The following is a 24,557-nucleotide window of genomic DNA, read 5'->3' as shown; positions in this document are numbered from 1 at the left end:
CCCAAAATCACCCAGCCTCATGACTCACCTCGCACCGCTTCACACGCCCTTTCCGCCAAAGTTGCATAACCGGCAATGTCGCGATAGTTGTCAAAATACTGAGGGTCACCATTCACAGCGCGGGCAATCTTGTTGCAAATCATAAAAAGACTGGTTTTCTGCTCTGCGTTTAAATGCTCGTAATTTGCGCCACATTCAACGATAGACATTAGCTGCTGCGTTGTACTAGCCACATCGGAATAATTGCCATAACGAGCGCCACGTTCGTTTAAAGTGTTATCTATTTCACTCATCGCTCAAACTCCTCATAATTCCTTTCATCTTTCTCTTTAAGCGCTTCCGGTTCTTGATGCACCCGAATCCATTCCGCCTGAAGCCTTTGCTTTTCTTCACCAGTGGCCTTGTTCATTCGATCCCGAAGATCAGTCAGATTGCATTTCATGCTGCTGCTCCTTGCAATTGCGCCTTAAACTCTTTGATTTTTTCCCACTGCTGATCTGGAATTGCTGTATTCCCTAATCCATAATTTGAAACCGTAGTGATGGACACACCTAAGAATCTGGCCAACGCTGAAACCCGTCCGTTCTTTTCGTCACTTCTTAAAAATTCCCGAAGTTCAATTGTTCTTGGATTGCTCTCAAGTTCAGCGCGGGTTTTTATTCGGGTTTTCTGCATGGCTTCGGCTGAACATGCTTTGCACTTGAATGAATTAATATCGTGAATGCGGAACGATGTTTCTCCATGATGCTTACACACCCCGATAAACGATTTAAGGTTTTGAGCTTGAGCCTCAAGCATTCGCTTTCTGTTTTCCGATGCCTCGCGTGGTTTCTTTGCAGTTAATTCACGCTTTCTCTTTTGCGAAGCCTTACTGCACGACACACATGCAGATACGTCGCGAGTCGCATAGATACGGAAAATCGTTTCTTTATTTTCCTTGTGACAAAACCCGATAAATTTACGATGGCCTTTTGCTAGAGCTGCATTTTTGGCCTCATGGTTTCTGATCCATATCTGGCGCTTTGGTGAAATTTCCCTTGCCACCACTTTGCTGCGGTTTATATGTGTGCCGTATTCAAAAGTCGGCAGGATTTCTTCAAGCAGTGCCAGGCGCTTTGCACTCAACGCCACACCACCAGCAGCCAGTTTGCTTATGATGTCCTTCTTAAATCCAAGCATTCTAGACATAGCCTGAATATCACCAAGCTGCGCCTTGCTTCTAAACTCAGCCAATAGCAACATTTGACGATTGATTCTTGCAGCACGATCCACCTGAACCTGAGTCTGACCCAGTGCTTTAAGTTCCGCCTTGATCGCTGCTTGTTCTTTTTTGGTTGCATCACGTTCAAGCTTGGCAATCGCACATTCGATCTTTCTAGCTTCCATTTCCTTCTGGCGCTTGATTCGTTCAGCTTCCTTCTGGCGCTTGATTCGTTCAGCTTCCTTCTGGCGCTTGATTACTGCTTTGGATTGACGCGCCTCCTGATTAATTCGTTCAAGCTTGGCATTGCGTTCAGCTTCAGGTTTTACAATCTGCTTTCGATCTAATGGAATGTTTCCATCCTTGAAATTGGTAAAGCCTAATGGCAGCTCAGTCACTTTGTTTTTTTCCAGCCACTCACCAATATCCCAATCCGAACGGTCTTTAATTTGAGTCGATACTTTTTCCGCTTCAAAAATCATGCTGCACCCCCGTCATAACAATCACACGGCATATCTGGAACAAAGTGGTCCATGAATGCATCTTGCTGCTGATGAATAGACTTCCAAGAGAAATTGCGACCAAGCCCGGCTATATCGGTCAGATCCGCCTGCTCTTCCATTTTTAAAGCTTTAGCCAGTAACTCCGGCTGATACTTCTCGAGCCACTTAATTTCACTTACTCGTGAATTTGGGCAGAAGTAGCAAGATGATTTGCCCGGCAAAACCAATCCAGCCTCCCTGATAGCCTCGACACATTCATCGCGCCCCATATCCCAATCAATCAGCGGATAGATCCGAGTGAATTTATCTTCGTATTTGCGACTTGCACGATGTGGCTCATCAGCGTCATACCCAATTAGCTTCACCAATCGCCCCCCTACAATCACACTGTTATTCACCAGCTTGTCTTGTGGCTGAATCTTGAATCGCTGACTGCATGACTTAACACCGTAAGCAATACTCGGAAGGGCTTTCCGATCAAAGCAATCTTGCTCCAGTGTTTTGTTTGGTGCTTTCACCACTTGGATTGCCGGATAGCCTCTCGACATAAGCCACTCTGAGAAATACTCAACATATTCATAGGTGTGGGGTTTCTCAGCACCAGTGTCAGCAAACAAGATCATGTCGATACGAATGCCGCGCTTTACGCACTCGATCAGTAGCGCAGTTGAGTTGGTGCCACCGCCATAGCTACTGATTACAAAATCAGAAACCAGAGTTGGGATTTCTACAGCTTGAATTTTGGTTAATGCATTCACACCCCACCCCCTACTTGCTCTTGAGCTACACTTGCAAAACGGCATACATCCAATTGATCCTGAACCAACACAATCCCCTTCTTGCCATGTCGGTTTTTGGTCACTAACACCTCAGTCACACCAGTGGGCATTAAGTCCTCTGATTGCAGCTTTGGATGTAATAAAACGATCTGGTCTGCATCCTGCTCAATCTGACCTGATTCTTTAATGTCCGAACTCTTTGGGCGTGAGCCTTTATCTGCATCACGGTTTAACTGAACCAGTGCGATAACAGGACATTCAAATTCCTTCGCCATCGACTTGAGTTCACGGCTGATTGATGCCACCTCTTGAATGCGGTCCCTTTGGCTCGGATTGCGAAGTAACTGCAAGTAGTCAATAACGATGCACCCAAGTCCTATCTTCTTGTAGCGGCGCTCTGCTTTGCGTACATAGGTACGAACTTCGCTTAATGTCGGCTTTTGCTTTGGTTCGATCCAGATTGGCAATTTTGCATAGGTAGCTTGGGCATTGGTGAAGTCCTGCATCACACCTGACGACATACGAGCGTTATGTAATTCGTCATAAGGGATCAGACTCAAGGCGCTAATCATGCGATTGGCTAAAGTCTCTTTATCCATCTCAGCCGACACAAACAGCACACCCTTGTTTTTGATTGCAGTATCCAGTGCCAGCATTTGCGCTAAAGTCGATTTGCCCGAACCCGGTCTGCCACCAACGACACACAAATGACCTTTTTGTACTGTGCCGATCAGGTTGTCCAAAGTAGGCAGATTAAACCTCACACCTGACGGCTTGCCTGCTGCCAGTGCTTCAGCCTTCTCGATCATCTTCTGCAAGGCGCTTTCAATGGAGTCTTCAAAGCTTGAGCCTAAGTTGTTCTGGTCCTGATTGTCTGATCCACTGAATAAGCCCTCTGCTTCAGCAAACACATCATCCAGATTCAGGTCATGTGCAATCATGGCAATCTTCTTGCCAATTTCCTCAACCTTGCGGTGTGATTTCAGTTTGTTGAGTTCAGAAACATAGCTACCCAAGTTATAAAAACTTGATGGTGATTCAGACATGATCGTCATCAGGTAGTCGGTTGCATCAACCAGCGATTTGCTTTGATTGAGTTTCTGCTCAACCAGTACAACGTCATAAGGTCTTCCAGAATCAACCAATTCGGAAATAGCTTTGAAAACCTCTTGATGCTTTGTTGAGAAGAAGCAGTCTTGCGTTAAATCCCCTGCAACAGTTTCATAAGAGTTTTGAACTGTCATCAATGCAGCAAGTACACATTGCTCGATTGCGATGTTGTGAATATCAGACATTACCAAGCTCCTTTTACTGTTTTAAGGTTTTGAGGGATTGGTGCCGCTTGACTAAATACTGGTTGTTGAGTTGTCCAGTAATCGTTCTCCCAATTCTTTTGATTTAGCCAGGTAGTCGGTGCTGGAATAAATTCACCATCCTGTTTAATCCAAGATTGATCTTGTTTTTGAGCATTTAGAATTTTGATCAATGTTTCAGTAGTCACAACTGATTTGTATTTCTCAAAAGTTTTAAATGTTCCCGACTTGTCTGATTTACGCTTACAACGTGGATATGCTTCCCAAAACTTTTCAAAGTCTTCTGAGTACACCCCTTGTTTTTGATTAGTTGTTTTTATAGTTGTTTTTGTGTGTGGAAATTTTCCACTAGTAACTGGTGGAATTTCTCCACTAGTATGGTGTAAATTTTCCACTAGTGGAGATTCTACTAGTGTAGAAAATACACCATCATTTAGAGCATAAGATTTAGCTGCTTTGGCATTCTTTTGCGCATACTCTTTCACAAAACCGAACTCGATTAGCTCATTAATCGCCTTGATTACAGTTTTTCTTGATAGACCAGTGATTGCCTCAAACTGAGTTAATGAGATGGCATCCTTGTTCTTTTGCCAGCCACGAGTCTTGCGAACAATTACAATGTATAGGAGGTTTGCTGTAGGGCTGAGCTTCTTCATTGCTTCATCAACAAAAGCATTCGGCAGCTGGAAGCTGTTAGGGATAAAATTACTCACAATCTCCCCCTTGTTTGAATTCTTCGTATTCATCCTGCACTTCTTCAATGTGAAACATATCCAGATCAGCGTCATAGAGATCGGCAACTGGGCAATAGCGAGAGGTGAAGTTCGGATTTTCACGCTCGTACTGGTCAACGAATTGGCGGGTTAAGTGGTTCATACAACGCCCCGCAAATTAAACTTAGCCAACTCCCCAGCAATCCATTCAATACCCTTTGGGGTAAATAAGGCGTGGTTAAACGCATGACCAAATTCACTTACACCTGTTTTCACATGGAAGCGCTTTGCATCCACATGGTTTTGGTATGCAGTCCACTCACCATTGAGTAAATACATGATTTTGTTTTCAACCAAAAAACTGCGGAAGGTGTTTTCTTTGACTTGCAGTAGCTTTGCAACTTGGCGGAATGTTTTGTTTCCATTGCCAGCAACGTATTTGTCCACGAATGCGACTTTTGGAGCTTGGATTTCTAATTGCTGCTGAAGAACCAATTTCTGCTGCTCAGACTCAAGAGCCATTTGCAGGATTTCCATTTTTGATAGTTCGCGGTTTTCTAGTTCCTTCCAGCGCTTAATAACTCGATTGCGCAAAACAATGTTGTAACCAGTAACCAATGTCATTGTTAATTCTTCATCTAACAAATATTCGGTTTGCTGGCGGTTCATTGAGTCAAAATAGATATGTCCAAATTTGGACGCATCTAAATTGAGAGAAGTAAACATATTTTCACAGTCGCGCTTTACATGCTGCGGCTGCTTCTCGCAAAGCTCCGCAATTACGCGAGTCGACATAGTTTTTTGGTTTTCACCAAATTGTGCTAACATATTCATTGTTCATTTCCCTCTAGGTTTTGAATATCAAGCTCAGTAGTTCGCGCTACTGGGCTTTCTTTTTGGTGTGCCAAAGTGTTCCAATGTTTACTGGCTCTCTCCTTTGCTTTGCGTGTACGTTCGTACTTAGCATCAGCAATAAGTAGAGCTTCAGCTATGGCATTACGCATCCAGTCAACATCGCTAATACCTTCTGCTTCTGCATATACAGAAACAGCGTCAAGCATCGCATCCATAAATTTGATGGTTTTAGGCGCGATCAATTTCCCGCCCAAATACCCTTTTTCGATTGCTTCTTGCATGTCATCCACTCCCATTACGCAGCACCCTTGTTACGAACCACGCTTGAAATATTTGGATTTAAGAAGATGTGCGGATACTGGAGTTTTACTTCAGCCGGGATTCCTCTTGTCATCCAGTTTTGAACACGCTGTTTGCTTTTCAACCCAAGCATTTCAGCGACCTTTGTTGACCCACCAAGAGCAACAATGATGTCTTTATCACTATTGATAGACATTTCACTCTCCACTAAACATTTGTGTATTTGATAGTAAACGCTGTGTTTACTAATGTCAAATCATTTGTTTAACACAATTTGTTTACTGCTGAGATAATAAAACCAAGAATAAAAGGGGTTTGTTATGCACGAATCATTTAAAAGACTGCTTGAGGCGAGCAACAATTTAAGCCAGGAAGAAATCGCAAGACGTATTGATGAATCACCACAAACGCTGACCAATTGGAAGAAGCGTGGTGTATCAAAAGCTGGGGCTTTAAAAGCTGCTGCTGAGTTTGGTTGTTCTGCAAATTGGATTTTGAGCGGGGCTGATAGTGGCCCTGGTGGTGATGCTTCCCGCGTCATTGGTTGGGATAGCTCAACTCCACTTGATAGTGATGAGGTCGAGGTGCCGTTTTATAAAGACGTTTTGGTATCGTGTGGCTCTGGATCGCTTACTGAAATAATAAATACAGAATCAAGAAGGATAAGACTAAGTTCTTCAACATTAAGGCGTTATGGGGTTGATCCATCAAACGCGCTTGCATTGACGGCATTTGGTAACTCAATGTCACCAGTCATTAATGATGGCGCAACGGTTTATGTTGATACCGGAAGGACAAATATTATTGATGGGAAAATATACGCTATATGCCATGGCGGATTATTTAAGTTTAAGTACCTATATAGAATGCCGAAAGGAGGCATAAGAGTTGTTAGTGCTAACAGTGACGAATACAAAGAAGAAGTGCTGGCACAGCAAGATATTATTGATCAGGAGTTTGAAGTTGTTGCTTATGCCTTTAACGTGCAAAACTCGCTCCCATAACAAGTAAACAAAATGAAACCTTATGGCCGCTTATGCGGTCTTTTTTTATGTCTATATAAAACAGTTGTTTATAAAGTAAATACACATTTGTTTATTATAAGTGTTGACTACAGTACACACTATGTTTACTATGACTCTCGTAAACACAAAAAAGCCCTTCCGACTACGACATCCAAAGGGCTTCTACACAACGAGGTCATTATGACAACTAAATCCAATATTCTCAAGTCTGCATTCATTGCAGCATCTATCAGCGCGGGGATAGCAGTAGCTTACGCTTTCCAGCCTGCCAAAGTTGCTGATGATAATCCTCAAGTGGTTATCACCGCTCAAAAATATGAAGTGCTTAAGCGTACTTGCAATGAAACCTGTTTGGCTACCGTCAAAGCTGACGATTACAGCATTTATGTTGAGTATGCCCTTGACGATGCTTCAGTCGAGTTTCTGGACATTCTAAACGTGGTGCATTTTGACAAGACTGTTAATGCCTATGTTGATCGTTATGAGATTGAAAAGATTAATGCTGCGATTGCTGGGGGTGCTAAATGACAGACCTTCATGATCAATTCGCCATGGCTGCGATGCCAGCCCTAATAATGATGGGTCGCACTGAAGAAAAAGTGGCTGAACTAGCTTACAAGCAAGCTGATGCAATGCTTGCTGAGCGTGAAAAAAACAATACTCCATCAGTGCGAGAACAAGAAGTCCAAGAGAAAATGAAAGGCAGTCAAGTAATACGCCGCAAAGAGGTTGAGAGATTAACTGGCTTGGGCGCTTCATCCATTTACGCACTAATGGAAAAAGGCGAGTTTCCAAGACCTTTACAAATATCCGAGCGCACTGTTGCATGGCGTTTGGTTGAGATTGAGGCATGGCTTGCGGGCTTAACCAAGAAACAAGGAACCAAAAGCAATTCTGCTGGGGGTGCTAAATGAACACTTACGCTCAATTCTGTGGATGTGGTGCGGCAATGCGACCTATTCATCACATCGGAAACCAGTCTTTATTCCTGTGCCGTGATGGTCATAGCACCCGAGTAACTGACTGCAAAGTGAATGAAGATTTCACCCGTGATTTGTACTTTTCAGACCTGCCAAGCTTCAAGGTTGATTCTGATCTTTCGATTGAAGATAACGTGCTGACGTTTGGTTTGTATCGTCAGATTGGTGAAAACCTGTATGCAACGGCTGATTGTTCAATGCCTGTATTGCCTCACACGATGACTGAAATGCGTAGCTCGAATGGGGATATGCGATATGCAGAGCCAGTGGATATTGATTCTTGGTTAGTCGTGAAAGATACGCCTGTGACTTTACTGAATGTTTGGAATTTTGAAGCTGAGGAAGGTCAGACATTTACGCTTAACGATGAGCAAATTAAAGAATTACAGCGTCTTGTGAATGAGTACGCGGAACAACTATTTGAAGAGGTGGTTTGAGATGAATGCACCAGTGAAAAGCAATCCATTTGCGGTATCGGCACCCCAGTCGCAAGCTATGGCAACTGTTCAGTCCGACAGTCAGCGTGCTGTAGCAGAAGTTCAGGCAGCCCTAGTTATTGCTAAACAGTTTCCTCGCAACATGAATGAAGCGTATGACCGCATTATGAATGCTTGTCAACGCCCAAGTTTGGCTCAGTCATCTGTTTATTCATATGCAAAAGGTGGCACATCAATTACAGGTCCATCAATTCGACTTGCTGAAGCATTGGCGCAAAACTGGGGAAATATTCAATTCGGTATTCGTGAATTATCCTCTGAAAATGGCGAATCCACAGTTGAAGCCTTTGCTTGGGATGTTGAAACAAATACTCGTCAAACTAAAGTTTTCCAGGTTCGTCATTGGCGGCATACACGTCAAGGTGGCTATGCTTTAACAGATCCACGCGATATTTATGAGCTTGTTGCGAATAACGGTGCCCGTCGTCTGCGCGCCTGCATCCTTGGTGTAATCCCGGGTGATGTAATTGATGCTGCTGTGGCTGAGTGTGAGCGAACTATTCAAGCCTCTGCGGATACTTCGCCAGAAGGTGTGCAGAAGCTTCTTAAGTCATTTGAAAAATGTGGAGTGACTAAAGAAGCTGTAGAGAAGCGGATTCAATGCCGTATTGAGGCCATTTCCCCTGCTCAAGTTATTTCGCTGATCAAGATTGGCACCAGTATTAAAGATGGTATGAGTTCACCTCAAGACTGGTTTGATATTGTTCCCGAAAAATCAGTTCAGGAGGCACCTAAACCATCCCTGTCTGATGATGAATTTAATGCAGCACTTGAACAGTTGAATGCCGGCGCGATTGATAAGGCCTACATCCTTGATGGATACGCTTTGACAGAGGCTCAACGTCAAGCTGTGGAGGTGCTGCCATGAAGTTATTCCGCTGCTCTTCCCTTCACAAGCTTATTGGTGATGCTCAAAGCATTGCCAGTGAGCTAAGAAATGATGAAATCAATGCGCTTATTCGCAAGAAAAAACGTACTGATGATGAAGATGCTTTGATTCAAAAGTTAAAAAACAAGTCGCTTTCCGGTACAGCGATTAATGAAATTCGAAAAATCGCAAAAGAGGATTTAACTGATACCCGGAAATTCAAGGGGAATGTTGCTACCAGGAAGGGAAATCTTCTTGAAGAAATGGCTATTGAATTGTCAGGCAAGATGCGTTTTCGCAAGTTTGAAAAGCATGTCGGTCGAATGAACAACCATTTGATCACTGGTGAGTGTGATGTCTTGGACAAAAGCAATCGAATGATTCTGGATACCAAGTGTTCACAAGATATTGATACACATCCATGGTTTGCAGATGAGGCTTTAGAGAAGGTCAAAGATGCAGGCTATGACATTCAAATGCAGGGCTATATGTGGCTTTACGACTGTGATGTGGCGAATGTGGATTTCTGGTTGCTACCCACCCCGTCTGAACTTCTTAGTGGTTGGGATGATCTTGAATATTTAATTGATTCGGTTGAAAAAATTGATATTCGTGAGCGCCTGACAACCGTAGTGATCGAGCGTGATGAGTCAATCATCCAGAAGATCAAAGACAAGATTCCCCACTGTCAGGAGTATTACGCAAGGCTTATGGCTGAACGTAGCAAGGGAGTGAAAGCAGCATGAAAATTAAAGAAGGTGGCGTGATGGAAGATAACAAACTAGAGCCAATGGAAATTGTTCGCAGTGAAATGGGCACCTGGACACATCCGGTTTATTCGAAATACATGAATGAGCACCTGGAAAATGAAGAATATGTAAGTCGTGAAGAGTGGGAGAAGTTCAGAAACCACTTTGGTGTAGACATTGTGATGTTCTGGATGGAGAGCCTTGTTAATTCTGATGATTGGGAAATCATGATGGATGATTGTGATATCACCAAGTGGGACCCGATTGCACCAAACGGCTTTTTCTTAATTGATATCAATTTTAGTGAAGATGATGCCTATGCCATTTTCGCTCGAAACAAGTATGAAAGCGAGGTGGCGTGATGGATATTCAGGAAATTCAAGAAAAATTTGAAGATTTACTTTTGGCAAACCCTGACTTTGATGAAAGCCTTTTGGAAAAAGATGAAGAAAGTTGTTATTCGGATTCTGATATTCAGCATATGTACAGCATTTTTGAAGCTGGTACGGAAGTTGGTGAGCAATGGAAAGCAGCCAAAGCCCAAGCGGTGCCGGAATGGATTTCAACTTCCGAGCGCATGCCAGAAGAAGGTGAAGAAGTTTTGGTGCATAACCTTGGACAAGTTCGACAAGTAACACGTGATTCAAAATGGGCTGGCGGCTTTAAAGAGAGAAATTGCTACGGATGGCAGGCGGCTTACAGTCAATCACACTGGATGCCAAAGAGTATTGAATTGCCTGAACAGTACCATTTTTATTACGAGAATGATGCAAAACAAAAAGCCATGATCGAAGCACAGGAGCCAGTCAATGACTAACATCTACAAAATTGAGTCGATTGGCGACTTCTTGAAAATCCCATCTGACCGCATTCATGTTTGCTTGCAGGAAATGGCTGATCACATGGCTGAATTTAAGGCTGGACTGGAAGCCTTAGGCATAGAGCCAACGGGTGCTGAAATTAAAACTTTCACCTGGGAGGATGATGGAAAAAATGATCTAAACATCACCCTTAATTGCGTTGATGGTAGATCGGCTACCGTGAAAATTATTCGTGGAGAGCCAGCCAATGACTGAAATTCAATTAACCAACGTGCAGTTCGCCCAGCTTCAGATCGACAACCTTGTGGCTAAAGACAAGCCATACAACGAAACATGGTCTGCCGGTGATGTTGGCTCATTCAATGCGATTTTAAACGCGGTGGATTTTGATAATGAGTTTACTTTCAATATGCGCGGCTGGTCACGTCAACGAGTTAAAAGTGGTACTGGTGGGATTATCACTGTTGATGAGAGTAATGCAGATAAGTTGTATCACCTGTTCACCTGCTATTTGAGCAAGTTGCCGAGTGGTGTGGTGTTGGCTTTGGGAGAGGTGTCTTGAATGCAAAAATTTTAGATCCTTGTTGCGGCTCCCGGATGATGCACTTTGATCGTCAAAACCCGAATGTAGTTTACGGTGATATTCGATCTGAAAGTCACATCCTTTGTGATGGTCGCAGCCTTGAAGTGGCGCCAGATCTTGAAATGGATTTCCGCAACATGCCGTTTGATGATGGCCAATTTAATTTAGTGGTCTTTGATCCGCCGCATCTGGTTCGTGCTGGCAAACAAAGCTGGTTGGCTCTTAAGTATGGAAAGCTGAATGAAGCTTGGCAGGAGGATATTCGGAAAGGCTTTTCAGAGTGCTTTCGTGTGTTGGCCACCGGTGGAGTTTTAATTTTTAAGTGGAATGAAACTCAAATTAAAGTCAGTGAAATTTTAGAGCTGACTAATCATAAACCAGTGTTTGGCCACATTAGTGGAAAACGAGCAAATACGCATTGGATTACTTTTATGAAGATGTCGGATGTGGAAGCAGGTAAAAGATTGGAGGTGAATCAATGACAGCAATGGCAAATATGGGTAACTTTATTGTTGCCCTGCCACCTTCAGACATTTGGTTGACAGATGATCAGGCGGCAGAATTTTTAGGATATGGTGGTGTGCATTTCAAATCATCCATTATTTGCTTAAAAGGTTTTCCAAAACCAAGATACATTACAGAAACCACAAAAGGTCGAAGATGGAATTTAAAAAAATTATCTGACTGGCTAGAAAGTAGGCCGGAAGATTTGAAAAAAGCAGTAGGCAGACCCCGCAAAATATAGCGGGGTTTTTCTTGATTAAAATATGGATTACGCCAGAATTACGCCAAAGGTATTATAAGTTATTGATATTATAGGTAGTAGTGGTGCGCTCAGCGGGACTCGAACCCACGCCACAGGCTTCGGAGACCTGTACTCTATCCAGTTGAGCTATGAGCGCGCGATGCACATCATAACAAAAAAAATCATAAGGTAAAGCAACTATCTATAACTTCGTCATTTTATGCTTAGACTTTATACAATGTTCCAAAACAGCAACACAGAATTCCATGTGAATCACTTGGCTTATTTTCCAAGATCACTCACAATATCTCAACTTTTCACCATTTGAGATATTCATGACTGATGCACTGATCTTAAGAGATGTGTCAAAGACCTATCGCAATGGCTTTCAGGCATTAAAAGGAATCAACTTAAATGTACCAGAAGGTGAGTTTTATGCACTTCTGGGGCCAAATGGCGCCGGAAAATCCACCACCATCGGTATTATCAGTTCATTAACAAAAAAAACCGCCGGCATAGTCGAAATTTTCGGTCACAACCTGGATACCCACCCCTCCCAAGCCAAACAGTGTTTAGGTGTGGTTCCTCAGGAATTTAACTTCGCCCAGTTTGAAAAAACTTTCGACATTCTGGTGACGCAAGCCGGCTATTACGGTATTCCTAAAAAAATTGCACAGCAACGGGCTGAACTCTATCTGACCAAGCTGGGCCTATGGGAAAAACGTGCAACGCAGGCGCGTATGCTGTCGGGCGGTATGAAACGTCGCTTGATGATTGCACGTGCCATGATGCATGAACCGAAACTTTTGATTCTGGATGAGCCAACTGCGGGTGTCGACATCGAATTACGTCGTTCAATGTGGGAGTTTTTGAACGAGATGAATGAGCAAGGGACATCCATCATTCTCACCACCCACTATTTAGAAGAAGCCGAAATGCTGTGTCGCCGCATTGCGATTATCGATCGTGGTGTGATTAAAGAAGACACCAGCATGAAGAGCTTCCTAAGTCAGCTGAATGAAGAATCCTTTATTTTTGATCTTGCAGCACCGATTGAACCTTTGCATCTGGAGATTATCGGGGTACGTTTTAATTTAATCGACCCGATGACCTTAGAAATTACCATGGACAAGGCACATAGCATGAATGATCTGTTCCAGCTATTGGAATCACAGAATATTCAGGTACGCAGTATGCGTAACAAATCCAATCGTCTGGAAGAGCTTTTTGTCAAAATGGTCGAAAAAAATCTGGATGGAGCTGCGCAATGAACATTAATCAACTCAGCGTAGCTTTATATACCATTGTATATAAAGAAGTCCGCCGTTTTATGCGGATCTGGCCGCAAACCTTGTTACCACCTGCCATCACCATGAGCTTGTATTTCGTGATTTTCGGCAATTTGATCGGTTCGCGGATTGGAGACATGGGCGGCTATAGCTATATGGAGTTCATTGTGCCCGGTCTGATCATGATGGCCGTGATTACCAACAGCTATGCCAACGTCTCTTCCAGTTTTTTCAGTTCAAAATTTCAAAAGAGTATTGAAGAGCTGGTCATGAGTCCAGTACCGATGCATGCCATTCTTTGGGGACATGTGCTGGGCGGTGTGATTCGTGGAGTACTGGTGGCGATTATTGTTAGTGCCGTGAGTTTGTTTTTTGCGGATCTATACATTACCAACTGGTTTGTGACGATTTATACCGTATTGATTACCTCCCTGCTGTTTTCTCTGGGTGGTTTTATCAATGCCGTCTATGCCAAATCTTTTGATGATATTTCGATTATCCCGACCTTTGTTTTAACGCCACTGACTTATTTAGGCGGTGTGTTTTATGCAATTTCTGCCTTAAGTCCATTCTGGCAAAATTTATCTTTGATCAACCCTGTGGTGTATATGGTCAATGCCTTCCGCTATGGCATTTTAGGACATAGCGATGTCAATGTAACTGTTTCACTTGCAGTGGTCACCTTATGTTGCGGCCTGCTCTATGCATTGGCCTATCATTTACTCTCCCGTGGTTCAGGAATGCGTGAATAATGAGTGTAGAACAATCTCTTCTTGGTAAAGACACCAATTACCCGACAGAATATCAGCCGGATGTTCTGTTTCCGATTTCGCGCGCACCTGCTCGTGAACAATACGCGCATGTCGACGCGATTCAGCAAGGCACCGACTGGTGGCATGTTTTTGAAATTTCCTGGTTAAATTCAGCCGGTGTGCCGCAAGTCGCAATTGGACGGATCAGCCTGCCTGCTTCTTCGCCGAATCTGATTGAATCCAAATCACTCAAGCTTTACTTTAATAGTTTGAATTTTGCCAAATTTGAATCTCAAGCTGACTTTATCACCACGGTGGAAAAAGATTTATCTGCTGCGGCTGGCGCAGAGATTACGTTAGATTTATTTCAGGTTGATGACTTGGAAGTTGCCCAACCTGAAGGCATCTGCATTGATGAACTAATTCCGGAACGTCTGGAAAATCATCCTGATGCGAGTCTTTTGGCTCTGGATGCGAACCATACCGAAGAAGTTGAAATCCAGCTGTATTCACATTTATTAAGAAGTAACTGCCCAGTCACTGGACAACCGGATTGGGGTACAGTATTTATACGCTATCAGGGCAAAAAACCTTGTTATAAGAGTATTTTGGCTTATATTATTTCTTATCGTCAGCATAACGGTTTTCACGAACAATGCGTGGAGCAGATGTTTGCCGATCTCTGGCAACAACTGAAACCGGAAAAGCTGATGGTCTACGCAACCTATACACGCCGTGGTGGATTGGATATCAACCCTTGCCGTGTATCGGATTTAACATGGATGCCTCGCCCTATTCGATTAGCGCGACAATAAAAACATTGAGGTTTAACAATGCCATTTTTTGGTTTTATTCCTTCTGCAGAGCTTTTAAATACAATTCAGACTGCACAACAAAATAAAAATTCAAATGAGCCGCTTTACCCACTCCGTGATAAAACCGCATTGATGATTAATGATGAAATTATTGATGCGATTCTCACGGAACTGGTGCGTCGTTTTCCTGCAAGTGATAAGCGCGATACTGCGGAAAAACTGGCGGGCTATATCAAGTCAACTGTGGCGGTATTGCTGAAACAGTTATTGAGTAAAGCGCCGAATGATGTGGTGAAGCAATCTATTGCTTTCTCTGAACGCAGTCTGTTTAAAGACCCTGAAGGACAGATCCGTATTGGTGAGTCGCTGGATGCCAATCTGGTGACCAATTTAAAACATCATTATGCGGAACTAAAAGCCGGTCAGAGTATCGACAAACAAACGTTTAGCAATCTATATAAGCAGTTTGGTGAAGCGACGGTACGTCACTTTATGGTCGATTTTAATAAGACCTTGGATCTTGGCATGATCAAACGCAAGGCAGCAGATATTGGTGCTTCTGCTGTGATTAAGGCCATCAATATGGCTGCAGATAAAATCATTCTCAATCTGAACAAGGATGAGCTTCGCGCCATGGCTGAATATCATGACACCTTGTTCTATACAGAATAGGTTTGCATAGAATCATCTAAGAGTGATTTTTTGAAATTAGCCTGACTTCGGTCAGGCTTTTTTATGTTCAATGAAATAGCTTGTTACAGATAAGCAGCTCCACAAGGCAAACTGACGCAAAAATAACCAGTCTTTCACTATTTTTGTATATGCATCTAGGTCTCTTAATCATCCGAATGTTATCTTTAATCTGGTTTTTACAGCCTCATGATTGAAAAAATTTCTCAATCTTTTTCATGGCATGATTCAAATAACATTGCCCGCAACTTATCAAAAATTGGAAATCGTACCAAGATGTTGAAATCGAATTTTTATAAAAAATTTAAACAGCTTTCAATCGTATTAACCTCATTCGGTCTCAGCAGTTTCAGTCTGGCCAACGATTTCCAATCTCATCCCTCTTATGCCAGTTTTAAACAGACTGCCATGCAAAATTATGGACTGAGTGCCCAGCAAGTCGATTCAGCCATGAACGGGGCGCGTAACCTGCCCAATATCATCAATATTATGAATCGTCCAGGTGAAAGCAAGCCTTGGTATTCTTATAAAACCAACTTTCTGGCTGAGTCGACCATTCAACGCGGTGTGCGCTTTAAACAGCAATATGCGGAAACGCTGAATCGCGCTGAACAGCAGTTTGGTGTACCACAGTCAATCATTCTCGGGATTTTAGGGGTAGAAACCGGCTTTGGTACCAATAAGGGTTCTTTTGTCACCCGTGATGCGCTGGCCACCTTAGGTTTTGGTTATGAGCGTCGTGCCCAGTATTTTCAAGATGAACTGGCGGCATTAATTGCCTGGTCTTATAAAGATGGCGTTTCAGCTTCTTCTATCGTCGGCTCTTATGCAGGTGCGGTCGGTTATCCACAATTCATGCCAAGTAATATTCCAAAATTCGGCGTGGACTACGATGGTAACGGACATATTGACCTGCGTAATTCAGCAGTAGATGCGATTGGCTCGATTGCCAACTATTTAGCCCAGCATGGCTGGCAGCGTAATCAACCGATTGCTTTTCCGGCCCGTTATAGTGGCTCGAACCCGGATGCGGTAATTGCCAAAGATCTGACTCAACCTAGCCCATATGGTGTGTTAAAAACACAAGGGATTAGCCCAATGAATCCTATTGTTCAAATTGACGATCTAGACTTGGTCAATGTAATTCAATTACAAGAAAATTATGGGCATATTTACTATATTACTTATCCAAATTTTCAAGTGATTACTACTTATAATCGCAGCCGAATGTATGCCACTGCATTGTGGTTATTAGGTACAGAAATTACTAGCCGTTAACATGAGAATTTAATACAAATTATTAAAGTCAACATTTTTATGAGTGATTATGAGCAAATATTGATCAACTTTAATATCATGTTACAATATTGAGCATATTTTAATCAATCATTGTTTATTTTAAGTTCTTTTTTAAACTATTTTAATTAAACACTAGACAGGATATTGCAGGCATGAATATTATCCATTTCGTTAAATGTAGTTGCATAAGTTAAATATCAGGCGTGTTTACATGGTTTTTCAGTTACTTATGAACAAATCCATGCGATATGCTGTTAGGAGTTGATTCGATGCATTCTTCAATTTTGAAGTATTTTATGGCCATTGCCACGATAGTCACACTGACGCAATCGCAGGCAGATATGGTTCCGTCATCTTCGTTTAATCACGAAAATGACAATTCGCGCCTTGCAACGCGTGTATTAAATAAAGAAGCTCAAAGCTTCAATTCAAATTTCACCAATTTGAACAGCCTTTCAATCACTGAGCGTTCTGGCGATAAAGTTCGCCGTGAAACCATTGCAGCGAAAATTGAAATTCCTGCAGAAGAGCCTTCAGTGATTGAAAAACTGAATACCGTGGCTTCTAATACTGTACGCAAGTTCAGTCAGACAGGTACAGCCTCTTGGTATGGTCGCCAGTTCCACGGCCGTAAAACTGCAAGCGGTGAAACCTTTGACATGAATGCAATGACTGCTGCTCATCGTAGCCTACCATTGAACTGTTATATTCGTGTGACCAATAGAAATAATGGTAAAAGCGTAGTGGTTAAAGTCAATGACCGCGGCCCATTCCATGGTAACCGTGTCGTCGATTTATCTTATGGCGCAGCTAAGAAACTCGGCATTACCAATGCCGGTGTTGGCAATGTCAGTATTGAGCGTGTCGCTGGTCCAAATTCTTAAGATTTAGCTTGCAATACATTTAACCAAAAGCCACAGTAATGTGGCTTTTTTATTAACTTCAAGTTATAGAAAAATGACAATCAATCTATAGTTCCTCTTATCTCCGGCTACCTGTCCATTACAGCTTGAATGTTGCAAATTCGCCAAGTAAAATTCGCGTTCTGGCACGATTAACTTTTGACCAAACCTGGATTCTGCTTTATATTTTCAGGCAAGCACAACGTATTCATGGAATGGAGCGAATAATGAAAACAATATCTGAATGGCTGGATGAATATAGTGACAGTCATCAAAACAAAACCAATAAGCTGATTCACTGGGTCTGCGTACCGACTATCTATTTTTCGATTATTGGCATTATTGCGCACTTTAGTGCTTTACTGACCGCCCTTCTGCTGGCTCTGGCTTTTATTTTCTATGCCCGACTAGATATTGTTTTGGCAGTTGCAATGGCTGCTTTAACATTGATCATGGCCTGGCTAATCTGGATTCTGCCAGTCGGTGCCGGTTTTTATGTTGGCCTATTTGTTTTTGCCTGGATTGGTCAGTTTTATGGCCACAAAGTGGAAGGCAAAAAGCCATCTTTCTTTAAAGACCTTCAATTCCTTCTTATTGGCCCGATTTGGTGCATGGATGCTTATTTAGCTAAAGTAGCACCTTCCTGGAAAAGTCGCCAGATACGAGACATGAAGAGCATTTAGCAGCATTCTTCATTTTTTCTAATGAGAAGAACCTTCTTGATAGGTTCTTCCTTGATGTTTTAACCGGCCATACACATGTTTTCGGGCACAATCATGATGCATCCAGTGCGCCACATCCCCCTTCTCGCTATTTATATTCACTATAAAATTCGACAATATCATCTTTTTGAATCGAACCAATGCCGGGTGCGGAATCGATATTATATGTCACCAATACAATTTGATCATTCAAGCATGAACTCTTAATAGCGTGATCCTTTATAATCATCACCTAATGTTGCAATCCTTGCTCGATAAGATCAAACCCCAATAGCACCCTGATGATGTTGAAAAGCAGTCTAAATTTTATTGAGATCATCTTGAGACATAGCTTCAAAATGAGTGTCGGTGTGGCGACTTGGCTGACTTTGTGTTAAGGAGCTCCACTCAAACTGGTTTTGCTAGGTATCAACACAGATATACAGCAATCAATAAGCAATCATCGCCCCAATACCCATGTCGGTTTTATATGCGCTATTAATGATTTTCAATTCTTTAAATTTCGTTGATTTTATCACGCGCACTTTCTAAGCAAACTCGTATTTTCCAAGAAAAACTACCGCTTTCGACTTATTGTATTTTTATGCAGATATAAAAAAAGCCCCACAAAGTGGAGCTTCTTTATAATTCGTTACCGAATTATTGAGCAGCAGCCTGAGCAGCAGCAACTTCTTCTGCGAAACTCATTTCAGCTTTCTTCTCGATACCTTCACCAACTTCGAAACGAACGAATTCAGCTACAGTAGTACCTGTTGCTTTAAGAACGTCAGCAACTTTCTTGTCGTTGTCGATTACGTACATTTGACGCTCAAGAACAACTTCGTTCAAGTATTTCTCGACAGAACCCACAACCATCTTCTCAACGATGTTTGCTGGCTTGCCAGATTCAAGTGCTTTCGCTTCAGCAATTTCTTTCTCTTTCGCGATAAGCTCAGCAGAAACGCCTTCAGCATTTACAGCGACTGGGTTGAACGCAGCAACGTGCATTGCCAAGCCTTTACCAGTTGCTTCATCACCAGTATAAGAAACAACAACACCGATACGAAGACCGTGTTTGTAAACTGCAAGGTTAGCACCTTCAACAATTTTCGCACGACGTACTTGGATGTTTTCACCGATTTTTTGAACAAGAGCGATACGCGCTTCTTCTACAGTTGCACCATCTTCTAGTTTCAATTCAGCGATTTGAGCAGGATCAGTTACGTTTGCAGCAAGTGCAGCAGCCGCAACTTTCGCAGAGAAACCAGCAAAGTTTTCATCTTTTGCAACGAAGTCAGTCTGGCAGTTTACTTCTAAAAGAAGTGCTTTGTTGCCTTCTTGAGCAATCGTGATCGCGCCATCAGCAGCGATGTTACCCGCTTTTTTAGCAGCTTTCGCTTGACCAGATTTACGTAGGTTATCGATCGCTAATTCAACGTCGCCGCCCGCTTCTGTCAAAGCTTTTTTACATTCCATCATTGCAAGACCAGTACGATCGCGCAATTCTTTAACCATGCTTGCTGTAACTGCAGTCATGTTTATCTCCTAAATTCGGTAGAAAATGAATTCTTTTTAGAACAGAAACGGCCCAGAGGAGTTCTCATGGGCCGCCTGCATACATAACGCTTACTTTGCCACCATCACATGTCGCAAAAATGACAAGCTTGCGTCAAACGCATTAAGCCTCAGAAGCTGGAGCTTCTTCTGCTTTAGCTTGTGCATTCGCTTGTGATTGAGCATATTCTTTACCAGCAAGAATCGCATCAGCCATAGCAGAAGCATACAGTGTTACTGCACGGATCGCATCATCGTTACCCGGAATAACGTAATCTACGTTGTCTGGGTTAGAGTTTGTATCAACGATACCGATTACAGGAATACCAAGGTTCTTTGCTTCTTTGATTGCAATTGCTTCGTGATCAACGTCGATTACGAATAATGCGTCAGGTAAACCACCCATGTTTTTCACGCCGCCAAGACCGCGTTCAAGTTTTTCCATCTCACGAGTACGTTCTAAAGCTTCACGTTTAGTTAGCTTAAGGAAAGTACCGTCTTGAGATTGAGTTTGAAGGTCTTTTAGACGGTTGATAGATTGGCGAAGTGTTTTCCAGTTCGTCAACATACCACCTAACCAGCGGTGATCAACATATGGTTGACCAGCACGTTGCGCTTGTTCACGGATGATTGCAGAAGCTGCGCGCTTAGTACCAACAAACAAAACTTTGTTCTTTTTGCTCGCCAAGTTGTTAGCAAAGTTCAAAGCATCATTTAACGCAGGAACAGTGTGCTCAAGGTTGATGATGTGAATTTTGTTACGCGCACCAAAGATGTAATCGCGCATTTTTGGGTTCCAAAAACGTGTTTGGTGACCAAAGTGTGCGCCTGCTTGTAGAAGGTCGCGCATGCCTACGTTGTAATCTGCCATTTTCTTTACCTTAAAGTTTGGGTTAGGCCTCCATATACCCGCATTCTCCACCCAAGGGATTGCTGTCATTTTATCAGTGGTTGCGACAGAGGACATTTTTTAGCGATACAAGGCATGAATAGTGAGATTTAACATTCTAAATAAACTATTCATAACGCAGTAGCATCAAAAAACGTCCCTATCCCGAAGGGTTGTAGCTAAAATCCCCTCATACTTCGTTATGAAACTCGATAAGGGAATACCATTACCATCGTTTCATGCCTCGCATGACGAAATTTTAGCTGACAACGCAACTCACATATAAAGTGACAACAATCCCTAGAAGCACCCAGAGTAATGTGTCGATATATGTGCGGATTTTTTGCCCCATCGCACAAAGCCCGTGAAATTTATTCACGAAAAAGCATTTGATAAAATGGGCGGCTATTTATACCATAGTCACACACAAATTTCCAAAAGTTTTTAGAGATCATGAACAACACTTACCAAGCGCCACGTCGACTTATCAAAACCCCTGACGAAATTGAAAAAATGCGTGTGGCAGGGCGACTGGCGGCAGAAGTATTGGATATGATCAAACCGCATATTGTTCCAGGTGTTACTACGCTAGAACTTGATACGATTTGTCATGACTATATTGTTAACCAACAACAAGCCATTCCAGCCTGCTTAGGTTATGGTGCAGCACCAGGTCGGCCTGCTTTCCAGCATGTGATTTGCACTTCTGTGAATCATGTGGTGTGTCACGGCATTCCATCGGATAGCAAAAAATTGAAAAAAGGTGACATTCTGAATATCGATGTCACTGTGATTAAAGATGGCTATCATGGCGATACCAACATGATGTACATCGTCGGTGGTGAAACGTCTATTCTTGCTAACCGTCTATGTAAAGTAGCGCAAGAAGCCATGTACCGGGGTATTGAAACTGTAAAACCAGGGTCAACCATTGGTGATATTGGCCACGTGATTCAAAAATATGTCGAATCTGAACGTTTTGGTGTGGTACGTGAATATTGTGGTCATGGAATTGGCACGACTTTCCATGACGAACCACAAGTATTGCATTACGGCCAGCCAGATACCGGGATGATTTTAGAAGAAGGCATGACTTTTACCATTGAGCCTATGGTGAATGGTGGCGACTGGAAAACCAAATTACTGGGTGATAAATGGACGGTGGTCACCAAAGACCATTCATTGTCAGCACAGTATGAACATACCCTGCTCGTCACTAAAACAGGGGTTGAAATCTTAACCGCGCGTCCGGATGAAGATCTGTCACGCTTTAATAAATAAGTACCAAGACAACACCACAAAATGGTCACTATAAAGTGGCCATTTTTAGTTTATATTGACTGGCTTATGGGGGTTTACTTGATAACTCAAGCCTTTTAACTGTTGTCCCTTGGCATCGGAGTTCAAGATAAAGCTCTGCAAGTACACCATTTTTTCCTCAAAGTTTTCCAAATTCTTTTGCCCCATGCCTCGCATTTTAAGCTAAGATAATGTGCTTTTTATTTTTTAATCCCTATAAGAAGGAATACTGCCGTGGACGTACGTCTCTCTGATCGTGTAAATGCCATCAAACCGTCCCCAACGCTTGCTGTGACCAACAAAGCTGCTGAATTAAAAGCTGCAGGTCATAATGTTATTGGTTTGGGCGCAGGTGAGCCAGATTTTGATACACCGCAACACATCAAAGATGCAGCAATTGCAGCGATTAACAACGGTTTCACCAAATACACCGCTGTTGACGGTACGCCAGGTCTTAAAAAAGCCATTATTGCTAAATTCAAACGCGACAATAACCTAGACTATGCAGCAAACCAGATTCTGGTTTCTTGTGGTGGTAAGCAATCATTCTTTAACTTGGCCCTTGCTTTGTTAAACAAAGGTGATGAAGTCATCATCCCAGCACCATTCTGGGTAAGCTACCCGGACATGGTGATCATCGCTGAAGGTGTTCCTGTTATTGTGAAATGTGGTGAAGAACAACGTTTCAAAATCACCCCTGAACAATTAGAAGCTGCAATCACTGACAAAACACGTCTAGTAGTATTGAACAGCCCGTCTAACCCTACAGGTATGATCTACACTAAAGCTGAGCTTGAAGCGCTGGCTGACGTACTGCGTAAATACCCAGAAGTATTTATCGCATCTGATGATATGTACGAACCAATCCGTTGGGATGACGAGTTCTACAACATCGCAACAGTTGCACCAGACCTTTATGACCGTACTATCGTATTAAACGGTGTATCTAAAGCCTATGCAATGACTGGCTGGCGTATCGGCTACGCAGCGGGCCCTGCTAAACTTATTGGTGCAATGAAAAAGATCCAATCTCAGTCAACTTCAAACCCAACTTCAATTTCGCAAGTTGCTGCTGAAGCTGCCTTGAATGGTCCTCAAGATGTACTTGAGCCAATGATTGAAGCATTCAAACGTCGCCATGACCTAGTTGTGAAAGGCTTGAATGACATTCACGGTATTTCTTGCTTGCCTGCTGATGGCGCATTCTATGCATATGCCAACATCAAACCGTTGATTCGTGCCAAAGGTCTTAAATCTTGCACAGAATTCTCTGCATGGTTACTGGAAGAAACTGGCGTTGCCGTTGTTCCTGGCGATGCATTCGGTCTGGGCGGTTTCATGCGTATTTCTTATGCAACTGCAGATGAAGTGTTGGTTGATGCACTTGCGCGCATCAAGAAAGCTGCTGATTCAATCGAAGGCGTTGACGCCGCAATTGCTTCAATCGAAGCTGAAAAAGCTGCACAATAATCAATTCGCTTGATTTAAAAACCCGCGTTGATCGCGGGTTTTTTTATGCCATTCCAAGCTGCTTTTGATAACGTATTTTAAGCAGATCAAACAAATGATCGCAGCCAAAGTGTATGCCACACATAGCATTGATCGAAATTCCTGAATATCTAAAGTATCTCTATTTCCGGTAGAAATAGCACTCTCCTGCTATCTGCAATAGCATTGAAAAAATAAATATTTTAACCTCAATAACTTTTAACCATCTAATATAACTATTGCTATGAGCAACATTACATCAAAATATGTCACTTGCTATTATTGATGTTTCACTTTTAAATAAAATCGAAACAGCTAAAGAATAATCACAGGAAAAGCAGAATGAATCCAAAAGAAATGAACGGTTTGGCCTTATTACAAGCGATGCGAGATGGGAAAATTCCCGCTCCAAGCATTAGCGAAACCATGTCGATGCAACCTGCCGTTATCCAAAGCGGATACGTAGAATTTAAAGTCAAAGCCGATCACCGGCATTTAAATCCGCTTGGTGGCGTGCATGGTGGTTTTGCAGCAACTGTTTTAGACACGGTGACAGGCTGTGCGATTCATACTTTACTCGAAGCAGGGGTTGGTTATGGCACGATTGATCTGAATGTTAAAATGTGCCGACCGATTCCTCGAGACCAGCAGCTTAAAGCGACCGGACAATCAATTAACCTCAGTAAAAATCTGGGTATTGCTGAAGGTCGGATTCTGGATGAAGAAGGCCGTTTATATGCCCATGCCACTGCGACCTGTATGATTATTCGCCCTGAATAACCAAGAGAACCTATGGCCAGCATTCAATCGATGACCTAAGTGTTTAGTCCCAGATTTTAATGGTGCAATATTCTCAGATAAATGGAAGGAAGCACTATGGGACAAGTTCTACACAGCAGCGCCACAACGACACAGGCAGTGCGTCGAGCAATACAAAATAGTCAAGA

General features: G+C 42.7%; 36 protein-coding genes and 1 tRNA gene. 22 read left to right on the top strand and 15 right to left on the bottom strand.

Annotated features, from left to right (window positions below; translation table 11 throughout):
• Positions 1-17: 17 nt before the first annotated feature.
• Genes FTU90_RS07650 through FTU90_RS07605 form a run of 10 tightly spaced genes read right to left on the bottom strand, consistent with a single transcriptional unit; the run spans position 18 to position 5,860 of the window.
• Positions 18-293, bottom strand: a complete 276-nt coding sequence (locus FTU90_RS07650) for a DUF6378 domain-containing protein (RefSeq protein WP_180072186.1) — start codon at positions 291-293, stop codon at positions 18-20.
• Positions 290-442, bottom strand: a complete 153-nt coding sequence (locus FTU90_RS07645) for a hypothetical protein (protein WP_180072184.1) — start codon at positions 440-442, stop codon at positions 290-292. Before FTU90_RS07645 ends, FTU90_RS07650 begins: the two co-directional genes overlap by 4 nt.
• The gene (locus FTU90_RS07640; protein ID WP_180072182.1) at positions 439-1,683 is read right to left on the bottom strand and encodes a hypothetical protein; all 1,245 of its coding nucleotides are present in this window, start codon (positions 1,681-1,683) and stop codon (positions 439-441) included. Before FTU90_RS07640 ends, FTU90_RS07645 begins: the two co-directional genes overlap by 4 nt.
• Positions 1,680-2,462, bottom strand: a complete 783-nt coding sequence (locus tag FTU90_RS07635) for a phosphoadenosine phosphosulfate reductase family protein (protein WP_373687590.1) — start codon at positions 2,460-2,462, stop codon at positions 1,680-1,682. Before FTU90_RS07635 ends, FTU90_RS07640 begins: the two co-directional genes overlap by 4 nt.
• On the bottom strand, positions 2,459-3,778 hold the full coding sequence (locus tag FTU90_RS07630) for a DnaB-like helicase C-terminal domain-containing protein (protein ID WP_180072178.1): 1,320 nt from the start codon (positions 3,776-3,778) through the stop codon (positions 2,459-2,461). Before FTU90_RS07630 ends, FTU90_RS07635 begins: the two co-directional genes overlap by 4 nt.
• A complete protein-coding gene (locus FTU90_RS07625) occupies positions 3,778-4,509 on the bottom strand; it encodes a replication protein (protein WP_180072176.1) in 732 nt (243 codons plus the stop codon). The genes FTU90_RS07630 and FTU90_RS07625 overlap by 1 nt, the downstream gene beginning before the upstream one ends.
• Entirely contained in the window at positions 4,502-4,672 is a 171-nt protein-coding gene (locus FTU90_RS07620) for a hypothetical protein (RefSeq protein WP_180072174.1), read from the bottom strand. Before FTU90_RS07620 ends, FTU90_RS07625 begins: the two co-directional genes overlap by 8 nt.
• Positions 4,669-5,343: a phage regulatory protein/antirepressor Ant gene (locus FTU90_RS07615; protein WP_257222394.1), complete on the bottom strand. Its 675-nt coding sequence runs from the start codon at positions 5,341-5,343 to the stop codon at positions 4,669-4,671. The genes FTU90_RS07620 and FTU90_RS07615 overlap by 4 nt, the downstream gene beginning before the upstream one ends.
• Positions 5,340-5,645, bottom strand: a complete 306-nt coding sequence (locus FTU90_RS07610) for a hypothetical protein (RefSeq protein ID WP_257222393.1) — start codon at positions 5,643-5,645, stop codon at positions 5,340-5,342. Before FTU90_RS07610 ends, FTU90_RS07615 begins: the two co-directional genes overlap by 4 nt.
• Positions 5,646-5,659: 14 nt before the next feature.
• Positions 5,660-5,860, bottom strand: coding sequence for a hypothetical protein (locus FTU90_RS07605; RefSeq protein ID WP_180072170.1), 201 nt, complete (start codon positions 5,858-5,860; stop codon positions 5,660-5,662).
• Between the two features lie 124 nt (positions 5,861-5,984).
• Between FTU90_RS07605 and FTU90_RS07600 the strand changes: the two genes are divergently transcribed.
• The 12 genes from FTU90_RS07600 (at position 5,985) to FTU90_RS07545 (ending at position 11,932) form a co-directional block, all read left to right on the top strand.
• Positions 5,985-6,668: a helix-turn-helix transcriptional regulator gene (locus FTU90_RS07600; protein ID WP_180072168.1), complete on the top strand. Its 684-nt coding sequence runs from the start codon at positions 5,985-5,987 to the stop codon at positions 6,666-6,668.
• A 201-nt stretch (positions 6,669-6,869) separates the two neighbouring features.
• The gene (locus tag FTU90_RS07595) at positions 6,870-7,217 is read left to right on the top strand and encodes a hypothetical protein (RefSeq protein ID WP_180072166.1); all 348 of its coding nucleotides are present in this window, start codon (positions 6,870-6,872) and stop codon (positions 7,215-7,217) included.
• Positions 7,214-7,603 carry an AlpA family transcriptional regulator gene (locus tag FTU90_RS16235; RefSeq protein WP_306669520.1) on the top strand — a complete coding sequence of 130 codons (390 nt, stop codon included), beginning with the start codon at positions 7,214-7,216 and terminating at the stop codon, positions 7,601-7,603. Before FTU90_RS07595 ends, FTU90_RS16235 begins: the two co-directional genes overlap by 4 nt.
• Positions 7,600-8,106 (top strand): hypothetical protein, encoded by a 507-nt coding sequence (locus tag FTU90_RS07585; protein WP_180072164.1) that lies wholly within the window; start codon positions 7,600-7,602, stop codon positions 8,104-8,106. The genes FTU90_RS16235 and FTU90_RS07585 overlap by 4 nt, the downstream gene beginning before the upstream one ends.
• A gap of 1 nt (position 8,107) precedes the next feature.
• Positions 8,108-9,034 carry a hypothetical protein gene (locus FTU90_RS07580; RefSeq protein ID WP_180072162.1) on the top strand — a complete coding sequence of 309 codons (927 nt, stop codon included), beginning with the start codon at positions 8,108-8,110 and terminating at the stop codon, positions 9,032-9,034.
• Positions 9,031-9,780: a hypothetical protein gene (locus FTU90_RS07575; protein WP_257222392.1), complete on the top strand. Its 750-nt coding sequence runs from the start codon at positions 9,031-9,033 to the stop codon at positions 9,778-9,780. Before FTU90_RS07580 ends, FTU90_RS07575 begins: the two co-directional genes overlap by 4 nt.
• Positions 9,777-10,145 carry a hypothetical protein gene (locus FTU90_RS07570; protein ID WP_257222391.1) on the top strand — a complete coding sequence of 123 codons (369 nt, stop codon included), beginning with the start codon at positions 9,777-9,779 and terminating at the stop codon, positions 10,143-10,145. Before FTU90_RS07575 ends, FTU90_RS07570 begins: the two co-directional genes overlap by 4 nt.
• Entirely contained in the window at positions 10,145-10,600 is a 456-nt protein-coding gene (locus tag FTU90_RS16085) for a DUF551 domain-containing protein (RefSeq protein ID WP_257222390.1), read from the top strand. The genes FTU90_RS07570 and FTU90_RS16085 overlap by 1 nt, the downstream gene beginning before the upstream one ends.
• On the top strand, positions 10,593-10,859 hold the full coding sequence (locus FTU90_RS07560; protein ID WP_005266597.1) for a hypothetical protein: 267 nt from the start codon (positions 10,593-10,595) through the stop codon (positions 10,857-10,859). The genes FTU90_RS16085 and FTU90_RS07560 overlap by 8 nt, the downstream gene beginning before the upstream one ends.
• Entirely contained in the window at positions 10,852-11,166 is a 315-nt protein-coding gene (locus FTU90_RS07555) for a hypothetical protein (RefSeq protein WP_180072160.1), read from the top strand. The genes FTU90_RS07560 and FTU90_RS07555 overlap by 8 nt, the downstream gene beginning before the upstream one ends.
• Positions 11,163-11,669 (top strand): class I SAM-dependent methyltransferase, encoded by a 507-nt coding sequence (locus FTU90_RS07550; RefSeq protein ID WP_180072158.1) that lies wholly within the window; start codon positions 11,163-11,165, stop codon positions 11,667-11,669. The genes FTU90_RS07555 and FTU90_RS07550 overlap by 4 nt, the downstream gene beginning before the upstream one ends.
• Positions 11,666-11,932, top strand: a complete 267-nt coding sequence (locus FTU90_RS07545; RefSeq protein WP_180072156.1) for a hypothetical protein — start codon at positions 11,666-11,668, stop codon at positions 11,930-11,932. The genes FTU90_RS07550 and FTU90_RS07545 overlap by 4 nt, the downstream gene beginning before the upstream one ends.
• Before the next feature lie 81 nt (positions 11,933-12,013).
• Here FTU90_RS07545 and FTU90_RS07540 read toward each other — a convergent pair.
• A tRNA-Arg gene (locus tag FTU90_RS07540) sits at positions 12,014-12,089 on the bottom strand.
• A gap of 178 nt (positions 12,090-12,267) precedes the next feature.
• Here FTU90_RS07540 and FTU90_RS07535 point away from each other — a divergent pair.
• From FTU90_RS07535 to FTU90_RS07505, 7 genes are all read left to right on the top strand, one after another.
• A complete protein-coding gene (locus tag FTU90_RS07535) occupies positions 12,268-13,203 on the top strand; it encodes an ABC transporter ATP-binding protein (protein WP_100357432.1) in 936 nt (311 codons plus the stop codon).
• Positions 13,200-13,973 carry an ABC transporter permease gene (locus tag FTU90_RS07530; RefSeq protein ID WP_005097525.1) on the top strand — a complete coding sequence of 258 codons (774 nt, stop codon included), beginning with the start codon at positions 13,200-13,202 and terminating at the stop codon, positions 13,971-13,973. The genes FTU90_RS07535 and FTU90_RS07530 overlap by 4 nt, the downstream gene beginning before the upstream one ends.
• Positions 13,973-14,788 (top strand): NADPH-dependent 7-cyano-7-deazaguanine reductase QueF, encoded by an 816-nt coding sequence (gene queF / locus FTU90_RS07525; protein ID WP_180000185.1) that lies wholly within the window; start codon positions 13,973-13,975, stop codon positions 14,786-14,788. Before FTU90_RS07530 ends, queF begins: the two co-directional genes overlap by 1 nt.
• Before the next feature lie 18 nt (positions 14,789-14,806).
• The gene (locus tag FTU90_RS07520; protein WP_005170158.1) at positions 14,807-15,460 is read left to right on the top strand and encodes a hypothetical protein; all 654 of its coding nucleotides are present in this window, start codon (positions 14,807-14,809) and stop codon (positions 15,458-15,460) included.
• A 294-nt stretch (positions 15,461-15,754) separates the two neighbouring features.
• A complete protein-coding gene (mltB, locus tag FTU90_RS07515; protein ID WP_035337969.1) occupies positions 15,755-16,756 on the top strand; it encodes a lytic murein transglycosylase B in 1,002 nt (333 codons plus the stop codon).
• A gap of 290 nt (positions 16,757-17,046) precedes the next feature.
• Positions 17,047-17,661, top strand: coding sequence for a septal ring lytic transglycosylase RlpA family protein (locus tag FTU90_RS07510; protein WP_005097531.1), 615 nt, complete (start codon positions 17,047-17,049; stop codon positions 17,659-17,661).
• A gap of 245 nt (positions 17,662-17,906) precedes the next feature.
• The gene (locus tag FTU90_RS07505) at positions 17,907-18,362 is read left to right on the top strand and encodes a DUF962 domain-containing protein (RefSeq protein WP_005097532.1); all 456 of its coding nucleotides are present in this window, start codon (positions 17,907-17,909) and stop codon (positions 18,360-18,362) included.
• Positions 18,363-18,380: 18 nt separating this feature from the next.
• On the opposite strand, the gene FTU90_RS16300 is transcribed toward FTU90_RS07505, so the two are convergent.
• The 4 genes from FTU90_RS16300 to rpsB form a co-directional block, all read right to left on the bottom strand.
• Positions 18,381-18,464: a hypothetical protein gene (locus FTU90_RS16300; RefSeq protein WP_373684768.1), complete on the bottom strand. Its 84-nt coding sequence runs from the start codon at positions 18,462-18,464 to the stop codon at positions 18,381-18,383.
• A 25-nt stretch (positions 18,465-18,489) separates the two neighbouring features.
• Complete coding sequence (locus tag FTU90_RS16295) at positions 18,490-18,630, bottom strand: DUF3465 domain-containing protein (protein ID WP_347929327.1); 141 nt, start codon at positions 18,628-18,630, stop codon at positions 18,490-18,492.
• 410 nt (positions 18,631-19,040) lie between these two features.
• On the bottom strand, positions 19,041-19,916 hold the full coding sequence (gene tsf, locus FTU90_RS07495) for a translation elongation factor Ts (RefSeq protein ID WP_005097533.1): 876 nt from the start codon (positions 19,914-19,916) through the stop codon (positions 19,041-19,043).
• A 142-nt stretch (positions 19,917-20,058) separates the two neighbouring features.
• Positions 20,059-20,805, bottom strand: coding sequence for a 30S ribosomal protein S2 (gene rpsB / locus FTU90_RS07490; RefSeq protein ID WP_005097534.1), 747 nt, complete (start codon positions 20,803-20,805; stop codon positions 20,059-20,061).
• A 471-nt stretch (positions 20,806-21,276) separates the two neighbouring features.
• Here rpsB and map point away from each other — a divergent pair, with 471 nt between their 5' ends.
• The 3 genes from map to FTU90_RS07475 all read left to right on the top strand — a co-directional run bounded on the left by map (position 21,277) and on the right by FTU90_RS07475 (position 24,390).
• Entirely contained in the window at positions 21,277-22,104 is an 828-nt protein-coding gene (gene map / locus FTU90_RS07485) for a type I methionyl aminopeptidase (protein ID WP_005097535.1), read from the top strand.
• A 252-nt stretch (positions 22,105-22,356) separates the two neighbouring features.
• Positions 22,357-23,592: a pyridoxal phosphate-dependent aminotransferase gene (locus FTU90_RS07480; RefSeq protein WP_071850978.1), complete on the top strand. Its 1,236-nt coding sequence runs from the start codon at positions 22,357-22,359 to the stop codon at positions 23,590-23,592.
• Between the two features lie 360 nt (positions 23,593-23,952).
• On the top strand, positions 23,953-24,390 hold the full coding sequence (locus FTU90_RS07475) for a PaaI family thioesterase (protein WP_100357436.1): 438 nt from the start codon (positions 23,953-23,955) through the stop codon (positions 24,388-24,390).
• Positions 24,391-24,557: the final 167 nt, after the last annotated feature.

The organism is Acinetobacter sp. YH12200, assembly GCF_013418175.1.
GTDB classification, from domain to species: domain Bacteria; phylum Pseudomonadota; class Gammaproteobacteria; order Pseudomonadales; family Moraxellaceae; genus Acinetobacter; species Acinetobacter pseudolwoffii.
This window is presented reverse-complemented; position numbering and strand designations above follow the sequence as displayed.

Bases quoted from the DNA above. Each gene is read 5' to 3' on its own strand.
- FTU90_RS07650 (WP_180072186.1), bottom strand. From the start codon at position 293: ATGAGTGAAATAGATAACACTTTAAACGAACGTGGCGCTCGTTATGGC.
- FTU90_RS07645 (WP_180072184.1), bottom strand. From the start codon at position 442: ATGAAATGCAATCTGACTGATCTTCGGGATCGAATGAACAAGGCCACT.
- FTU90_RS07640 (WP_180072182.1), bottom strand. From the start codon at position 1,683: ATGATTTTTGAAGCGGAAAAAGTATCGACTCAAATTAAAGACCGTTCG.
- FTU90_RS07630 (WP_180072178.1), bottom strand. From the start codon at position 3,778: ATGTCTGATATTCACAACATCGCAATCGAGCAATGTGTACTTGCTGCA.
- FTU90_RS07620 (WP_180072174.1), bottom strand. From the start codon at position 4,672: ATGAACCACTTAACCCGCCAATTCGTTGACCAGTACGAGCGTGAAAAT.
- FTU90_RS07615 (WP_257222394.1), bottom strand. From the start codon at position 5,343: ATGAATATGTTAGCACAATTTGGTGAAAACCAAAAAACTATGTCGACT.
- FTU90_RS07610 (WP_257222393.1), bottom strand. From the start codon at position 5,645: ATGCAAGAAGCAATCGAAAAAGGGTATTTGGGCGGGAAATTGATCGCG.
- FTU90_RS07605 (WP_180072170.1), bottom strand. From the start codon at position 5,860: ATGTCTATCAATAGTGATAAAGACATCATTGTTGCTCTTGGTGGGTCA.
- FTU90_RS07600 (WP_180072168.1), top strand. From the start codon at position 5,985: ATGCACGAATCATTTAAAAGACTGCTTGAGGCGAGCAACAATTTAAGC.
- FTU90_RS07595 (WP_180072166.1), top strand. From the start codon at position 6,870: ATGACAACTAAATCCAATATTCTCAAGTCTGCATTCATTGCAGCATCT.
- FTU90_RS16235 (WP_306669520.1), top strand. From the start codon at position 7,214: ATGACAGACCTTCATGATCAATTCGCCATGGCTGCGATGCCAGCCCTA.
- FTU90_RS07585 (WP_180072164.1), top strand. From the start codon at position 7,600: ATGAACACTTACGCTCAATTCTGTGGATGTGGTGCGGCAATGCGACCT.
- FTU90_RS07580 (WP_180072162.1), top strand. From the start codon at position 8,108: ATGAATGCACCAGTGAAAAGCAATCCATTTGCGGTATCGGCACCCCAG.
- FTU90_RS07575 (WP_257222392.1), top strand. From the start codon at position 9,031: ATGAAGTTATTCCGCTGCTCTTCCCTTCACAAGCTTATTGGTGATGCT.
- FTU90_RS07570 (WP_257222391.1), top strand. From the start codon at position 9,777: ATGAAAATTAAAGAAGGTGGCGTGATGGAAGATAACAAACTAGAGCCA.
- FTU90_RS16085 (WP_257222390.1), top strand. From the start codon at position 10,145: ATGGATATTCAGGAAATTCAAGAAAAATTTGAAGATTTACTTTTGGCA.
- FTU90_RS07560 (WP_005266597.1), top strand. From the start codon at position 10,593: ATGACTAACATCTACAAAATTGAGTCGATTGGCGACTTCTTGAAAATC.
- FTU90_RS07555 (WP_180072160.1), top strand. From the start codon at position 10,852: ATGACTGAAATTCAATTAACCAACGTGCAGTTCGCCCAGCTTCAGATC.
- FTU90_RS07545 (WP_180072156.1), top strand. From the start codon at position 11,666: ATGACAGCAATGGCAAATATGGGTAACTTTATTGTTGCCCTGCCACCT.
- FTU90_RS07535 (WP_100357432.1), top strand. From the start codon at position 12,268: ATGACTGATGCACTGATCTTAAGAGATGTGTCAAAGACCTATCGCAAT.
- FTU90_RS07530 (WP_005097525.1), top strand. From the start codon at position 13,200: ATGAACATTAATCAACTCAGCGTAGCTTTATATACCATTGTATATAAA.
- queF (WP_180000185.1), top strand. From the start codon at position 13,973: ATGAGTGTAGAACAATCTCTTCTTGGTAAAGACACCAATTACCCGACA.
- FTU90_RS07520 (WP_005170158.1), top strand. From the start codon at position 14,807: ATGCCATTTTTTGGTTTTATTCCTTCTGCAGAGCTTTTAAATACAATT.
- mltB (WP_035337969.1), top strand. From the start codon at position 15,755: ATGTTGAAATCGAATTTTTATAAAAAATTTAAACAGCTTTCAATCGTA.
- FTU90_RS07510 (WP_005097531.1), top strand. From the start codon at position 17,047: ATGCATTCTTCAATTTTGAAGTATTTTATGGCCATTGCCACGATAGTC.
- FTU90_RS07505 (WP_005097532.1), top strand. From the start codon at position 17,907: ATGAAAACAATATCTGAATGGCTGGATGAATATAGTGACAGTCATCAA.
- FTU90_RS16300 (WP_373684768.1), bottom strand. From the start codon at position 18,464: ATGCATCATGATTGTGCCCGAAAACATGTGTATGGCCGGTTAAAACAT.
- FTU90_RS16295 (WP_347929327.1), bottom strand. From the start codon at position 18,630: ATGATTATAAAGGATCACGCTATTAAGAGTTCATGCTTGAATGATCAA.
- tsf (WP_005097533.1), bottom strand. From the start codon at position 19,916: ATGACTGCAGTTACAGCAAGCATGGTTAAAGAATTGCGCGATCGTACT.
- rpsB (WP_005097534.1), bottom strand. From the start codon at position 20,805: ATGGCAGATTACAACGTAGGCATGCGCGACCTTCTACAAGCAGGCGCA.
- map (WP_005097535.1), top strand. From the start codon at position 21,277: ATGAACAACACTTACCAAGCGCCACGTCGACTTATCAAAACCCCTGAC.
- FTU90_RS07475 (WP_100357436.1), top strand. From the start codon at position 23,953: ATGAATCCAAAAGAAATGAACGGTTTGGCCTTATTACAAGCGATGCGA.